At 66.4% G+C, this 13572-nt stretch carries 13 protein-coding genes; 7 read left to right on the forward strand and 6 right to left on the reverse strand.

The window, feature by feature from the left end:
• Positions 1–16: 16 nt before the first annotated feature.
• From F8O08_RS08135 to F8O08_RS08145, 3 genes are read right to left on the reverse strand one after another with little or no spacing between them, the layout of a single operon-like run.
• Entirely contained in the window at positions 17–649 is a 633-nt protein-coding gene (locus F8O08_RS08135; RefSeq protein WP_158042612.1) for a LutC/YkgG family protein, read from the reverse strand.
• On the reverse strand, positions 646–2310 hold the full coding sequence (locus F8O08_RS08140; protein ID WP_158042611.1) for a LutB/LldF family L-lactate oxidation iron-sulfur protein: 1665 nt from the start codon (positions 2308–2310) through the stop codon (positions 646–648). The genes F8O08_RS08135 and F8O08_RS08140 overlap by 4 nt, the downstream gene beginning before the upstream one ends.
• Positions 2307–3089 carry a (Fe-S)-binding protein gene (locus F8O08_RS08145; RefSeq protein ID WP_158031198.1) on the reverse strand — a complete coding sequence of 261 codons (783 nt, stop codon included), beginning with the start codon at positions 3087–3089 and terminating at the stop codon, positions 2307–2309. Before F8O08_RS08145 ends, F8O08_RS08140 begins: the two co-directional genes overlap by 4 nt.
• 184 nt (positions 3090–3273) lie before the next feature.
• Between F8O08_RS08145 and F8O08_RS08150 the strand changes: the two genes are divergently transcribed.
• Positions 3274–3948 (forward strand): FadR/GntR family transcriptional regulator, encoded by a 675-nt coding sequence (locus F8O08_RS08150; protein WP_225733608.1) that lies wholly within the window; start codon positions 3274–3276, stop codon positions 3946–3948.
• A gap of 122 nt (positions 3949–4070) precedes the next feature.
• Positions 4071–5777 (forward strand): L-lactate permease, encoded by a 1707-nt coding sequence (locus F8O08_RS08155; RefSeq protein WP_158037706.1) that lies wholly within the window; start codon positions 4071–4073, stop codon positions 5775–5777.
• A gap of 241 nt (positions 5778–6018) precedes the next feature.
• On the opposite strand, the gene F8O08_RS08160 is transcribed toward F8O08_RS08155, so the two are convergent.
• Entirely contained in the window at positions 6019–6429 is a 411-nt protein-coding gene (locus F8O08_RS08160; RefSeq protein WP_158042610.1) for a hypothetical protein, read from the reverse strand.
• Positions 6430–6563: 134 nt separating this feature from the next.
• Between F8O08_RS08160 and F8O08_RS08165 the strand changes: the two genes are divergently transcribed.
• Positions 6564–8123 carry a helix-turn-helix domain-containing protein gene (locus F8O08_RS08165; RefSeq protein WP_158037704.1) on the forward strand — a complete coding sequence of 520 codons (1560 nt, stop codon included), beginning with the start codon at positions 6564–6566 and terminating at the stop codon, positions 8121–8123.
• Between the two features lie 46 nt (positions 8124–8169).
• On the opposite strand, the gene F8O08_RS08170 is transcribed toward F8O08_RS08165, so the two are convergent.
• Entirely contained in the window at positions 8170–8958 is a 789-nt protein-coding gene (locus F8O08_RS08170) for a sulfite exporter TauE/SafE family protein (protein ID WP_158042609.1), read from the reverse strand.
• A gap of 154 nt (positions 8959–9112) precedes the next feature.
• On the opposite strand from F8O08_RS08170, the gene F8O08_RS08175 reads away from it, so the two are divergent.
• Positions 9113–9832 carry a DedA family protein gene (locus F8O08_RS08175; protein ID WP_225733559.1) on the forward strand — a complete coding sequence of 240 codons (720 nt, stop codon included), beginning with the start codon at positions 9113–9115 and terminating at the stop codon, positions 9830–9832.
• Positions 9825–10622: an SGNH/GDSL hydrolase family protein gene (locus F8O08_RS08180; RefSeq protein WP_158042608.1), complete on the forward strand. Its 798-nt coding sequence runs from the start codon at positions 9825–9827 to the stop codon at positions 10620–10622. Before F8O08_RS08175 ends, F8O08_RS08180 begins: the two co-directional genes overlap by 8 nt.
• Positions 10623–10657: 35 nt before the next feature.
• On the opposite strand, the gene F8O08_RS08185 is transcribed toward F8O08_RS08180, so the two are convergent.
• Entirely contained in the window at positions 10658–11317 is a 660-nt protein-coding gene (locus tag F8O08_RS08185) for a M48 family metallopeptidase (RefSeq protein ID WP_158042607.1), read from the reverse strand.
• Positions 11318–11479: 162 nt separating this feature from the next.
• Here F8O08_RS08185 and F8O08_RS08190 point away from each other — a divergent pair, with 162 nt between their 5' ends.
• Positions 11480–12739 carry an MFS transporter gene (locus tag F8O08_RS08190; protein ID WP_158042606.1) on the forward strand — a complete coding sequence of 420 codons (1260 nt, stop codon included), beginning with the start codon at positions 11480–11482 and terminating at the stop codon, positions 12737–12739.
• Positions 12740–12846: 107 nt separating this feature from the next.
• Positions 12847–13560: a DsbA family protein gene (locus F8O08_RS08195; RefSeq protein ID WP_192497708.1), complete on the forward strand. Its 714-nt coding sequence runs from the start codon at positions 12847–12849 to the stop codon at positions 13558–13560.
• Positions 13561–13572 lie beyond the last annotated feature (12 nt).

Consider the following 13572-nt stretch of genomic DNA (forward strand, 5'->3'; position numbering starts at 1 on the left):
GCTCAGTCTGGGCGAGTCATTCGGCCGAGACGATCACCACGATCAGGGTGCGCGGGCCGTGCACGCCTTCGACGCGCTGCAGCTCGATGTCCGAGGTCGCAGAGGGCCCGGCGATCATCGTGATCGGCCGTTCCGGCACCAGCCGCCGAATCGCCGCCGGCATGTCGACGACGATCTCTGCATCCCGCACCACGCATACGTGCACATCGGGCACCAGGGTCAGCGCGCGGCGGCCCTGGGTGCCGCTGCCGTCCAGAAAGATCGTGCCACTGATCGAGCAGGCCACGGCCGCTCCGGTGACGATGGCATCGAGGCTGTCGAGCGATGCGGCAGGGATCGACGCGTCGTCGACCTGCACCTCGCCCGCGTAGTCTCCCAGCCAGCTGCGATCCAGTGCCGGGGGGATGCCGACGCGGCTCGCCTGCACGGAGGCGAGGGCCGAGGCGACCTCTGCCCCGATGGTGCTCGGCGTGGCGCGCCGCACCTCGGCTTTGTAGTCTTCGAGCCGATCGATCAGCAGATCGATGCGTTCGGCGTCGGGCAGCTCGATCTCGGCGTCATAGTCGCGCACCACGGGCTCGACCACCGGCGGCGCGATCCGCAGCGCGTCTTTGATGCGATCCAGGATGTCTTCGCGTGCGGTGCTCACTTTGTGCTCCCCTGCGTGCTGCTTCGTTCTTCGGACTGCTCAGACGACGCCGCGGGGCTCGGGAAGCCTGCGGGCATGGGCCTGCGCTCCCAATCGGCGTCGCGCTGGGCGTCCTGGTTGCCGGGGCGCTGCGTCAGATCGGCCTGCACTGCGTTGGAACGCGCCTGCTCGGCCGCCAGCTCACGTTTGGCATCCGCGGTCTTGAACCACTCGCGAGCCGAGTGTTTCGCCGGCGCCGGAAAGTCGCGGGCGTCCGTCCAGCCGCCCAAGAGCCCGGGCAGCTTGGTGATCTTCTTGTCAGGGCCAGCCACGATGCGGCCGCCGATGCTGGCCGCCTTCTGCGCCGCATGCCAGCGTTTGCCGGAGCTCATGGCCGACGCCACGGTCTTCAGCATCGGCTTCTCGAGCCCGGAGCCGACGGTGTTGACCTTCTGGTCGCGCAGTTCGACGAGGATCGACGGGATGTCGATCTTGACCGGGCAGACCTCGTAGCAGGCCCCGCACAGGCTCGACGCGTAGGGCAGCGAGCTGTTGGGGTCGTGTGAGTCTTCCATGCCCGTCAGCAGCGGCGAGAGAATGGCTCCGATCGGGCCCGGGTAGGTCGATCCATAGGCGTGTCCGCCGGCGTGTTCGTAGACCGGGCAGACGTTCAGGCATGCCGAGCAGCGAATGCACTTGAGCGCCTCGCGTCCCATGTCGTCGGCGAGAGCGTGGGTGCGCCCGTTGTCGAGCAGCACGAGGTGGAACTCCTGCGGGCCGTCACCGGGAGTGACGCCGGTCCACAGTGAGGTGTAGGGATTCATGCGCTCGCCGGTGGACGAGCGCGGCAGCAGCTGGGTGAAGACCTCGAGGTCGTTGAAGCGAGGCAGCAGCTTCTCGATGCCCATGACGGTGACCAGTGTGTCGGGCAGGGTCAGGTTCATACGCCCGTTGCCCTCCGACTCGAAGATCGAGAGCGTGCCGGTCTCGGCGATGCCGAAGTTCGCACCCGAGATCGCGATCTTCGAGGTCAGGAACTTCTCTCGCAGAAAGCGGCGGCTCGCCTCAGCCAGATGGGCGGGGTTGTCGTCGAGATCGGGGTCGACGCCCGGCATCTCTTTGAGAAAGATGTCGCGCACCTCGCTGCGGTTGCGATGGATGGCCGGCACCAGAATGTGGGAGGGCTTGTCGTGGCCGAGCTGGACGATGAGTTCGGCCAGGTCGGTCTCTTGAGCATGGATGCCGTGCTCTTCGAGGTACTCGTTCAGGCCGATCTCCTGCGTGGCCATCGACTTGATCTTGAGCACCTCCTTCGCGCCATGATCGGCGACGATGCCGCGCACGATCTCGTTCGCCTCTGCGGCGTCACGAGCCCAGTGCACCTGGCCGCCGTGTTCGGTCACTTTCTCTTCCAGCTGCTCGAGCAGATCGGGCAGGTTGGCGAGCACCTCGCGCTTGATGCGCGAACCGGCCTCACGCAGACGCTGCCAGTCAGGCATCTCGTCGACGACGTGCTGACGCTTGTCGCGAATCTTGTGCGTGGCGAAGTTCAGGTTGCGGCGCAGCTGCTCATTGGCGAGCTCGTGCACCGCTGCCTGCTGGAACTTCTCTGTGCCGCGCAGGTTGCCGACCCCTGCCGGGGCGACCGGCGGAACCGCCGGCATGCCGAGGAACGTGGTCATGCGGCCACCTCCTCGCCGAGCAACGTGATCGAGCGATCGGCGTCGGCATGCGTCGAGGCCAGGATCTGCGCGAGGTGGATCGTCTTCGTTCCCAGCTGCAGGCGCGACATGGCTCCGCCGATGTTCGTCAGGCACGAGGCATCCCCGGCGGCGCAGTACTCTGCACCGGTCTCTTCGATGTGCTTGACCTTGTCTTCGACCATTGCGGTCGAGGTCGCGGCGTTCTTGACGGCGAAGGTGCCGCCGAAGCCGCAGCACTCCTTTGCGAAGGGCAGCTCGCGCAGCTCAAGGCCCTCGACGTTCTGCAGCAGTCGGTACGGGCGCGAGCCCACCTGGATCATGCGCAGCGAGTGGCAGGTGGGATGGTAGGTCACAGTGTGCGGAAAGTAGGCTCCGACGTCGGTGAGACCGAGCACGTCGACGATGAACTCGGCGAGGTCGTACGTCTTGTCATTGACCGACGAGACCTCTCGGCTCAGCGCCTCGTCGCCGAACTTTCCGGCGATCATCGGATGCTGGTGTCGCACCGACCCTGTGCATGAGCCGCTCGGCAGCACCACGGCGTCGATCGACGAGTCGCCGAAGACGTCGACGTAGTTCTGCACCAGCGGCAGAGAGTCTTTCTGGTAGCCCGTGTTGATGTGCATCTGGCCGCAGCAGGTCTGTCCCTCGGGGAACACCGCCTCGTGGCCGAGTCTGGTGATCAGACGAGCCGTCGCCCTGATCACATCTGGATAGAGCGTGTCGACCAGACACGTTCCGAAAATTCCCACTCGCATGGAGTGCCTCCGTTCGCTGCGACTGACAGAATCAGCTGGCGGCTGTGCCCAGGAACAGGCGTCGACACTGTGGTCTGACCACACTTTCGACGAGCGGGCGCCGCTGGAGTCCATGCCACCACTTTCGCGGAAACGCGGCAATGTAGGGTATCCTCATCTCGCTATGAGAGCACATGAGACGGTGATGTCCTGGGTCAGAGACCAGCTTGCTGCGGGTACGCTCGCGGTCGGCGATCGTCTGCCCGGAGAACGCCAGCTCGCCGAGCAGCTCGGGGTCTCACGCAGCACGGTTCGAGAGGGCCTGCGCATTCTCGAGGCACTCGGCACGCTCACCTCTGCGACGGGCTCAGGCCCGAACTCCGGCACCATCGTGATCGCCGAGCCGCAGCAGGCTCTCGCACTCGCGCTCGGAATGCAGCTCAGCTCACGCAGTGTGCGATTCGAAGACGTGGTACACACCCGTCTGCTGCTCGAGTCTTGGGTCGCAGGCCACGCCGACCCCGGCTACACCGACTGGGAGGTAGCCCAGCGTCTGCTCGATCGTATGGCCGACCCCGACCTTCCCGTCGAGCAGTATCTGGCGCTGGACGCCAGCTTTCACGCCGCGCTCGCAGACGCTGCGGCCAATCCGCTCATCTCCACGCTCATGGACGGCATGCGCACGGCAATCGCCGACCACACACTCGACCGCGCAAGACAGCTGCCAGACTGGCCGACCACCGCACGCACGCTGCACGCCGAGCACACCGGCATCCTCGAGGCGTTTCGTCGCGGCGACCACGAGGCGGCGACGCGCCTGGTGACCGACCACATCACGGGCTACTACCAGCTGACCGAGGCCCACACCGCAGCGGCCTGACCCGCTCCTGAGACACTAACCGTATTTCACGACTTGACGTGGTCTGACCACGCCAGATAATCTGCCCGAACGACGCATCTGCGTCTCTAACGTCCGACTTCTCGAAGGAGAGAATCACGACCATGTCGCCCTCAGACACCGCGGTCCTGCTTAGCGATGGCTTCACTCCCAATCTGGAGTCAAGCCTCATCGGCGGCAGCCTTCCGCTTACTGCTCTCGTCTCACTTATCCCACTCGTGGTGTTCTTCGTGCTGTTGGGAGGGTTCAAGATCAGTGCTCTGCGCTCCGGTCTCGGAGCGCTGCTGACGGCGATGCTCGTCGCCATCTTCGGTATGAAGATGTCGGTCGGGCTCACCTTCGCCGCAGCGACCCAAGGAGCGGTCTTCGGCCTGTTCCCGATCATGTGGATCGTCATCACGGCGATCTGGTTCTACGAGGTCACCGTGCTCAGCGGGCGCAGCGACGACCTGCGACGCATCTTCTCGAGCGTCGGTCGCGGCGATATGCGCATCCAGGCTGTGCTGATCGCCTTCTGCTTCGGCGGCCTGCTCGAGGCGCTCGCCGGATTCGGCGCGCCCGTCGCGATCACCGGTGTGATGCTGGTGGCGCTCGGTCTGCCGCCGCTGCGCGCCGCGCTCGCGGTGCTGGTCGCGAACACCGCCCCGGTCGCCTTCGGCGCCATGGCCGTGCCGATCACCACCGCCGGCAACCTGACCGCCGGTGACGGCGACAAGCGGGCCCAGGCCGAGGCGATCGCACAGGTCGTCGGCGTGCAGACACCATTGATCGCATGGGTTGTGCCGATTCTGCTGCTGCTCATCCTCGACGGCTTCCGCGGTGTGCGCCAGCTCTGGTTCCCCGCACTGGTGACCGGCCTCACCTTCTCTGTGCTGCAGTGGTGGTGCGCGCACCACTTCGTCTACGAGCTCACGGACGTCGTCGCTGCACTGGGCGGCTTCCTGATCGCCACCATCCTGCTCAAGTTCTGGAAGCCCACGACCCCCGAAGACCAGATGTCGAAGGTCAAAGAAGAGCCGCTCACCGGCGTGCGTGTCTGGATGGCTCTGCTGCCGTACATCATCGTCATCGCACTCTTCGGCTTCACCAAGCTCTGGACGATGGGCGCCAACATTCCGAAGCTGCTGGCAGGCACCGACCTGAAGATTCCCTGGCCCGGCCTCAGTCAGAGTCTGATGACCGCCGACGGCAAGATCTCTTCGTCGGCCACGTACACACTGACATGGCTGTCGTCGCCCGGTACGACGCTGCTGATCGCCGGAATCATCGTCGCCATCGTGTTCAGCATCTTCACCGCAGGCGGCAAGTTCAGCATGACCGTCGGGCAGGCTCTCGCAGAGTTCTGGCACACCATCGTGAAGTCGCGCATCTCGCTGGCCACGGTTGCCACCGTGCTGTCGATCGCGTACGTCATGAATCTCTCCGGGCAGACCATCTGGATCGGTCAGTGGCTCGCCGCAACCGGCGTGTTCTTCGCCTTCCTGTCGCCGATCCTCGGCTGGCTCGGCACGGCGGTCACCGGGTCAGACACCTCGGCGAACGCCCTCTTCGCGAAGCTGCAGCAGACGGCTGCGCACCAGATCGGCATCAATGAGCACCTGCTCACGGCTGCCAACACGTCAGGTGGCGTCGTGGGCAAGATGATCAGCCCGCAGAACCTGACGATCGCCGCAACGTCTGTCGATCTCAAGGGTCAGGAGTCGACCATTCTGCGCAAGGCGCTCCCCTGGTCGCTCGGCCTGCTGCTGATCGTCTGCATCATCGTGTTCCTGCAGTCGACACCGGTGCTCGGCTGGATGATCCCCGCCTGATCCACCGTTGATCAGCTCGACTGCTGATCAGCACTCGGCCCGGTCTGCCTCGCACTCTCGCGAGGCAGACCGGGCCTTTTCATATGCCCTTACGGCTGCGTGGTCTGGCTGGATGCCCGTGGTTCGTCGGCACCCCAGGTGCAGACGCGACCGGCTCAGGGGCGCCAGACTCTGTGCTGCGCACGACGCATCCCCTGCTGCCGCCACCAGCGACCTGCGCGAGGCGCGTCTGTGTGAAGCGCTACTTGCCCGAGAGCTTGCGCAGGCCCAGCCCGACCAGGGTTCCGATCATGCCGACGACGAAGCACTCGCCCACGATGATCGTGGCCGACATGACGTCGAACGGCCGCATGAAGATCAGCACCACGACGGCCGAAATGACCGCGACGGCCGCCGGCAGCTGCCACAGCTCGCTCGGGTGCTCACGCCCCCGGCCCCAGATGGCCCCGAACACGACCGCGATGATCGGCGAGACATAGGCGAACCATGCGAGCGTCCAGATCTCGTGATTCGGCACGAAGAGCAGCACGATCAGAGGCACCAGCATGATGCCAGCCGCCCAGACGGTCAGCTTCCACCCCGCCCACCCGCGCTCTCGTGGTCCAGACGAGGCGCTCATGCGTGGTTTCGGGTTGCGGGAGTCGGCGTTCATCTGAATGCTCCTTCGTGGCAGAGGCTGCGGCACATCCGCACCGGGTTCAGACTACCGAGCCGAAACCGCGACCGCCTGCTCCGACCCTGCGTGTCACATTCCGAATATCTCAGATACGAGATACACTCGCGCATATGACTCAGGCGATCAAGACCACACCCAACGCCCCCTCGCCCTTCGTGAAGCAGGTCGGGCTGCTGATTCGCAGCGCCCGGCAGGGCCGCAATCTCACCCAGGCTGAGCTCGCCGAACAGGTCGGCACCAGTCAGTCGGCGATCAACCGCATCGAGCACGGCAGCCAGAACATCGGCGTCGAACTGCTCGGCCGCATCAGCGACGCGCTCGGACGAGAACTGATCAACCTCGAAGACCGCCCTCGACACACGCATCTGCGCGTGCACGGCGGAAAGAAGCTGCACGGCGAGATCGATGTCAAGACCAGCAAGAACGGCGCCGTCGCACTGCTCTGCGCATCGCTGATGAACCGCGGCACGACGCGCCTGCATCGCGTCGCCCGCATCGTCGAGGTCGATCGCATCATCGACGTGCTGCGCAGCCTGGGCGTCAGCGTCACCTGGAGCGATGACGGCAACGACGTCGAGATCCGGGTTCCCGCAGACCTCGATCTGACCCACATCGACGAGGCCGCCGGTCGGCGCACCCGCAGCATCATCATGTTCCTCGGGCCGCTGCTCGGCAGCCACTCCCGCTTCGACCTGCCCTATGCCGGCGGCTGCGATCTTGGCGAGCGATCGGTGCAGCCGCACCTGATCGCTCTGCAGGCATTCGGCCTCGGCATCAAGGCCGAAGCCGGCTGGTACCACGCCACCGTGTCGCAGGACACCCCGCAGGACGTCTCGATCGTGCTCACCGAACGCGGCGACACCGTCACCGAGAACGCGATCATGGCGGCCGCGGTGCACGACGGAGTCACCACCATACGCAACGCCAGCCCCAACTACATGGTGCAGGATCTCTGCTTCTACCTCGAGCTGTTGGGCATCGAGATCGAGGGCATCGGCACCACCACCCTGCGCATCACCGGCCGCAGCCACATCGACGCAGACGTCGACTACTGGCCCAGCGAAGATCCGATCGAGGCCATGAGCCTGCTGACGGCGGGCATCGTCACCGACTCGCAGATCACCGTGCGTCGCGTGCCGATCGAGTTCATGGAGATCGAACTCGCGACCCTGCACGAGATGGGACTGCAGTACTCACTCTCAGCGGAGTACGCCGCGCACAACGGCCGCACGCGGCTGGTCGACGTCACGGTCTTTCCCTCGACGCTGCGCGCACCGATCGACAAGATCCATTCGATGCCGTTCCCAGGTCTGAACATCGACAACCTGCCGTTCTTCACGGTGATCGCCGCCTGCGCCAACGGGCACACCCTCATTCACGACTGGGTGTACGAGGGTCGTGCCATCCATCTGACCGACCTCACCCGTCTGGGCGCCGACGTTCGGCTGCGCGACCCGCATCGCCTCGACGTGACCGGCCCGACCCATTGGTCTGGTGCCGAGATCAGCTGCCCGCCGGCACTGCGCCCCGCGGTCGTCATTCTGATCGCGATGCTCGCGGCCAAGGGCGAGAGCGTGCTGCGCGACGTCGACATCATCGCCCGCGGCTACGAGCAGCTGCAGGAGAGACTCGTCTCGCTCGGTGCCGACATCGAGACGTTCTTCGACTGATCCGCCAGCGCAACCGCACCCTGGCCTCTCGCCTGCGGCTGTTCGGTCACACGCCGAACAGCTGCAGTACGAGGCGAACGATCAGCGCGCTCACCACGATCACCAGCATCCATCGCACGAATCGTGCCCCCAGACGCATGGTGAGCCGTGCGCCGAGATAGCTGCCGACGAGATTCGCCGCGCCGAGCAGAATCGCCAGCGGCCAGTGCACCGCCTGCAACGGGATGAAATATGCCAGGGCGCCCAGGTTGGTGGCCACGTTCACGATCTTCGCCCCACCCGCGGCACGAAGCAGATCGGCCTGCAGCACCAGCGTGATGCCCAGCACCAGAAACACGCCGGTGCCCGGCCCCAGCAGGCCGTCGTAGAAGCCGAGCACCAGGCCGAGGGCCAGCCCGCGCAGCATCGCGAGCGACACGCTGCCGAGGTCGTCACGTGGACGGCTGCCGAGCTCCGGTCTCATCAGGGTGAAGATCAGCACGCCGACGAGCACCACGACGATGATCGGCGTGAAGATGCCGGCCGGCAGCCGTGCGGCGAGCACCGCCCCGCCGAACGAAGCCGCGAACGCCGCGACGACGACGGGGGCCAGCATCCGCCAGTCTGGCCGCACCCGCCTCGCAAAGGTGATCGAGCTGGTGATCGTGCCGCACGCCGAAGCGACCTTGTTCGTCGCCAGCGCCTGCACCGGTTGAAATCCTGGCACGAGCAGCAGCGCCGGCAGCTGGATGAGCCCGCCGCCGCCCACGATCGAATCGACCAGCCCCGCGATCAGCGAAGCGACGACCAGGCCGATCGGCACCCAGATCGGCATTGCGTCGAGACTCTCGAACATATTGAGTCAGCATACCGGGCGGGCCGATTCCCCGAATCGACGAGGGTCACGCGACGAAGCTGTCGATTGGTTGTGAGCTGGCCATGAGGTTCGGCGCCGCTGTCCGAGCCGTGACGGGAGTCACCGTAGACTGTCGGGGTACGAGAGGCAGTGCATGACCGAGATGTTCGACGCGTTCGACGCGACTCTGCTCACGATGTCGTCCAGCCCCTGGGTTCTCGTCTTCCTGTTTCTCTTCATCGCGATCGACGCGTTCTTTCCACCCGTGCCGAGTGAGTCTCTGGTGGTCGCCTTGGCGGCGCTGGCCGTCGCGCAGGGCGAGCCTCAACTCTGGATGCTGCTGCTCGTCTCAGCGGTTGCCGCGGCAACCGGCGACAACATCGCCTTCTGGCTCGGTTCGCGACTGCATCTGGATCAGCGCGCCTGGGCGGCCCGTCCGCGCATGCAGCGGCTCATCCAGACCGCGCGCCACACGCTGCACCGCCGTCCGGCCGTTCTCATACTCGCCGCCCGCTACATTCCCGTCGGGCGCGTCGTCGTCAATATGACCGCCGGAGCCACGGACTTTCCCTGGCGCCGGTTCGCCCCGCTCAGTCTGCTCGCCGGAGCCAGCTGGTCGGTGTACTCGGTGCTCATTGGCCTGCTCGCCGGAGCATGGGCCAAGCAGTCGCCGTTTCTCGCCGCCGTCCTCGCCATCGCCATCGCGCTCTCGCTGGGCGTGATCATCGATTGGTCGGTCAAACGCTGGCAGCGACACCGCCGGCGGGTGCTGCGCGCTCGCATTCGAGAGGATGCCATGCGCCGCCGCACCGGCGAGTGGCGGTCACCGGCACCGGCGCCTGCGGCCAACAACGAAAGGAGTCTGCATGAGTGAGCTCTCATCGCCCGCCACCGTGCCTTTTCAGCGTTTCGTCGCCATCGGCGACAGTTTCACCGAAGGCGTCGGAGACGAAGACCCGCAGGCTCCGGGCGGCGTACGAGGCTGGGCCGACCGAGCAGCCGAAGTCCTGGCCAGGCAGACTCCCACGTTCGAATACGCCAACCTCGCCGTGCGCGGCAAGCTCATTCAGCCGATCGTTCGCGAGCAGGTCGACCGGGCCATCGCGATGCGGCCGGATCTCATCACGTTCTGCGCCGGAGGCAACGACATTCTGCGCCCTGGCAGCGACCCCGACCGTGTGGCCGCCATCTTCGATCGCTCTCTGGCACGGCTGACCGCCACCGGTGCGACCGTGCTGATCTTCACCGGCCCCGATCTGCGCACCATGCCCGCCTTCGCTCTGATTCGCGGCAAGGTCGCGATCTACAACGAGAACATGCGCGCCAGCGCCGCACGCCGGGGTGCGCTGGTCGTGGACCAATGGGGGCTGCGCGCACTCCATGACCCCAGTCGTTGGGCGCCGGATCGTCTGCATCTTTCGCCCCTCGGCCACCATCTGATGGCCATTCGCGTACTCGAGACACTCGGTGTCGAACACGATCTCAGCCCCGAGCATGTGGCCGGGCCGCCTGTCGGTCGCTGGCACGTCACCTCCGCCGATGTCCAATGGGCCAGAGAGTATCTCTGGCCGTGGGCGATGCGGCGGCTGACCGGGCGCTCGTCGGCAGACGGTCGTCATGCCAAACTCGACCACCCGGTGCACCCGACAGACGACTCAGAGTAGGCCTCATCTGTCGCGCCATGCCTGCGAACGCGCGCTCAGGCGGGTTCCTGCGCCCTGCACTCGCGGCCACCGGGTGCGAGCATGTCGGCGCGCGGATGCCCGAGCGCGGCCCGCAGACGACGCCACGCCGGCAGCGCGGCACTCATCATGGCCTGGAACTCGGCACCGTGGTTGTGCACTCGCAGATGCACGAGTTCGTGCACCACGACGTACTCGACAAAGGCGTCATCGTAGCGAGCCAGTTCGAGGCTGAAGCGAATGCGTCGGGTTGCGGGCGTGCAGCTTCCCCAGCGCGTGCGCATGAGACGCGGCGTCCACGTCGGCCGCGGCAGATCGAGACGCCGGGTCCACGATGCGATCAGCGCAGGCACGAGCTCTGCCAGTCGGGCCTTCGCCCATGCGATCTGCTCTTCAGACCAGTCGAGCTGCGGAACCGCGATGTCTCGCCGCCGCTCTTCGGCCAGACAGCGATCGATCCAGCTGCGATTGGTGCGCACGAAACGCCGCAGCTCGAACTCGCGCATGCCTGCCGGAGCCGTCAGCACCACAGAGCTGAACGCGCCGAGAGCACTCTGGGGTGCGCCGCCCACGCGCCCCACTCTGAGGCTCACTCGCCGCACGGGGCGACGACGAAGCACACAGACCAGGTCGTCGACCTGCAGCAGTTCGTCGCGTGCGCCGCGCTGCGTCACCATGGTGCCTTCTGCCCTCGCTCGTCTTTTTCGGTCGCGCTGACTCTACCCTGACCGGCCGACACCGACACCGATCCCGACCCCGACCCCTGACCCCCGACCCCCGAGCAACGCGAGATTCAGCGCACCGAGAGCCGACAGCCTCCTCGGGTCTACACTGGCCGGATGAATCAGCTGCGTCGGTATGCCGTGCCGATCTTTCTTCCAGCTCTGCTCTTCGCGACCGCTGAGGCCTGCCTGGTGCCTGTGCTGCCGGCCAGAGCGGTCGAGCTCGGAGCCGACACCGCCCTCGCGGGGCTCATCGCCGGCATGCTGATGATCGGTCAGGTGATCGGCGATCTGCCCAGCAGCTGGATGGTCGCTCGTCTCGGCGAGCAGCGCACGATGATCGTTGCGGCTGCCCTCGGCGCAGCCGGAGCCGCGGTTGCCGCAGTGGGATCGTCTGTGACCGTGCTGCTGGTCGGCACACTGCTGGTCGGCATGGCCGCTGCCGCGTTCAACCTCGCCAGACACGCTCTGCTCACCGAGCTCGTGCCGGTCTCACATCGAGCCCGTGCCATGTCAGTGCTCGGCGGCACCGTCAGAGGCGGACTGTTTCTCGGCCCTATGCTCGTCGCCCCGCTGATCGCATGGTTCGGCAGCACGTCGGCTTTCGTGGCCAGCATCGCGCTCAGCGTCGTGGTCGCCGTGCTGCTGGTGCTGATGCCCGACCCTGAGGCACTGCTGCGAGCTGGCCTTCCCACCGGGGCATCCACGTCTGACGTGCCGGCCACAGACCAGCCGCACGATGCCCACGCCTCCGACCCCACGGCATCCGCCCCATCGCTGTGGCAGACCCTCGTCAGCTCGCGACGCGTGCTCGCGACCATGGGGCTGGGAATCGCCGCAGTGCAGCTGCTGCGATCCAGCCGCCAGGTCATTCTGCCGCTCTGGGGCACGCACATCGGCGCAGACACCGAGACCATCGCGCTGATCATGGGCATCGCAGGTGCCCTCGACCTCGCACTCTTCTACGTGTCGGGCCAGCTCATGGATCGCTTCGGGCGGCTCTGGGTCGTGCTGCCGACGCTGCTCGGTCTTGCGGTGACACACCTCGCGCTGCTGCCGGTGCACGGGCCGTGGGGGCTGCTCGTCACGGCGAGCCTGATGTCTCTGGCCAACGGCCTCGGATCCGGCATCATCATGACCATGGGCGCGGATCTGGCGCCGGAGCACCACCCAGCGGCGTTTCTGGGAGCCTGGCGTCTGGTCGCAGACGCCGGCAGCGCGAGTTCGCCGCTGATTCTCTCCGGCCTCGCCGCCGCCGCCGGGATCGCGGCCTCTGCCGCGGTCATGGCCGGTCTGGGCGTCGTCGGAGCCTGGCTGCTGTGGCACTTCACGCCGAAGTTCCTGCCTCCGGAGCTCTCCGGTCGCGGTCGGGTCTGACACCCGCCGGCTCGTCTGGGGTCGCACCGCCCGGCCGGTCGTCGTGAGCGCGCACGCACCTCTCGCTAGCATGGAGTCACCCTTTTCAGATGGATGAGAGACCGAACATGCCAGACTCCCCCGCGCCCGCTCAGCAGTCGTCGTCAGACGGAGCGCCTGCGCTCCGCGTCGAGACTTGGATCGACCTCGCCTGCCCGTGGAGCTACATCGGACTGAGCAATCTGCTCGCGGCGGTGCAGCGCTTCAGCGAAGAGCGGCCTGAGAACCGTGTGCTGCTCGGTCTGCGCAGCTACGAACTCAACCCCGATGCAGATGACGCAGACGCCCGCAGCGCGGCGCAGCATCTGGCCGACATCAAGGGCATCACGGTGTCTCAGGCCCAAACCGAGCTCGACCGAGTGACCGTGGCCGCCACCGACGCCGGGCTCGACTTCCACTTCGACGTGCTGCAGCAGTCGAACACCGGTCTTGCCCACGAGCTGCTGCACGCGGCCCGTCTCGACCACCGGGAACGCGAAGTCGCACTGGCGCTGTTTCACGCCCACTTCAGCGAGGGCCGCCACATCGGTCGTCTCGAGACGCTCGAGGAGATCGCCGGTGAGCAGGGCCTCGATGTCGCATCGATCAGTCGCGAGCTGAGCACGCATTCGCATACGGGCGAGGTGCAGGCCGACGAAAGACGCGCCGCCGAACTCGGCATCTCATCAGTGCCATTCTTCCTGTTCAACGATCGCTTCGGCGCCTCCGGTGCGCAGCCGGTCGAGGCCCTGCTCGAGGTGCTGCACGAGGTGCAGACGCGGGTCGGCGCCGACGCTCGCTGAGACTGACCCTCG

This window comes from Pseudoclavibacter sp. CFCC 13611 (genome assembly GCF_008831225.1).
Taxonomy (GTDB): Bacteria; Actinomycetota; Actinomycetes; order Actinomycetales; family Microbacteriaceae; genus Pseudoclavibacter_A.

What these genes read in the sequence shown, in the direction of transcription:
- F8O08_RS08150 (WP_225733608.1), top strand. Translation starts at nt 3,274, where the DNA reads ATGTCCTGGGTCAGAGACCAGCTTGCTGCGGGTACGCTCGCGGTCGGC.
- F8O08_RS08190 (WP_158042606.1), top strand. Translation starts at nt 11,480, where the DNA reads ATGAATCAGCTGCGTCGGTATGCCGTGCCGATCTTTCTTCCAGCTCTG.
- F8O08_RS08155 (WP_158037706.1), top strand. Translation starts at nt 4,071, where the DNA reads ATGTCGCCCTCAGACACCGCGGTCCTGCTTAGCGATGGCTTCACTCCC.
- F8O08_RS08195 (WP_192497708.1), top strand. Translation starts at nt 12,847, where the DNA reads ATGCCAGACTCCCCCGCGCCCGCTCAGCAGTCGTCGTCAGACGGAGCG.
- F8O08_RS08175 (WP_225733559.1), top strand. Translation starts at nt 9,113, where the DNA reads ATGACCGAGATGTTCGACGCGTTCGACGCGACTCTGCTCACGATGTCG.
- F8O08_RS08140 (WP_158042611.1), bottom strand. Translation starts at nt 2,310, where the DNA reads ATGACCACGTTCCTCGGCATGCCGGCGGTTCCGCCGGTCGCCCCGGCA.
- F8O08_RS08170 (WP_158042609.1), bottom strand. Translation starts at nt 8,958, where the DNA reads ATGTTCGAGAGTCTCGACGCAATGCCGATCTGGGTGCCGATCGGCCTG.
- F8O08_RS08160 (WP_158042610.1), bottom strand. Translation starts at nt 6,429, where the DNA reads ATGAACGCCGACTCCCGCAACCCGAAACCACGCATGAGCGCCTCGTCT.
- F8O08_RS08165 (WP_158037704.1), top strand. Translation starts at nt 6,564, where the DNA reads ATGACTCAGGCGATCAAGACCACACCCAACGCCCCCTCGCCCTTCGTG.
- F8O08_RS08145 (WP_158031198.1), bottom strand. Translation starts at nt 3,089, where the DNA reads ATGCGAGTGGGAATTTTCGGAACGTGTCTGGTCGACACGCTCTATCCA.
- F8O08_RS08180 (WP_158042608.1), top strand. Translation starts at nt 9,825, where the DNA reads ATGAGTGAGCTCTCATCGCCCGCCACCGTGCCTTTTCAGCGTTTCGTC.
- F8O08_RS08185 (WP_158042607.1), bottom strand. Translation starts at nt 11,317, where the DNA reads ATGGTGACGCAGCGCGGCGCACGCGACGAACTGCTGCAGGTCGACGAC.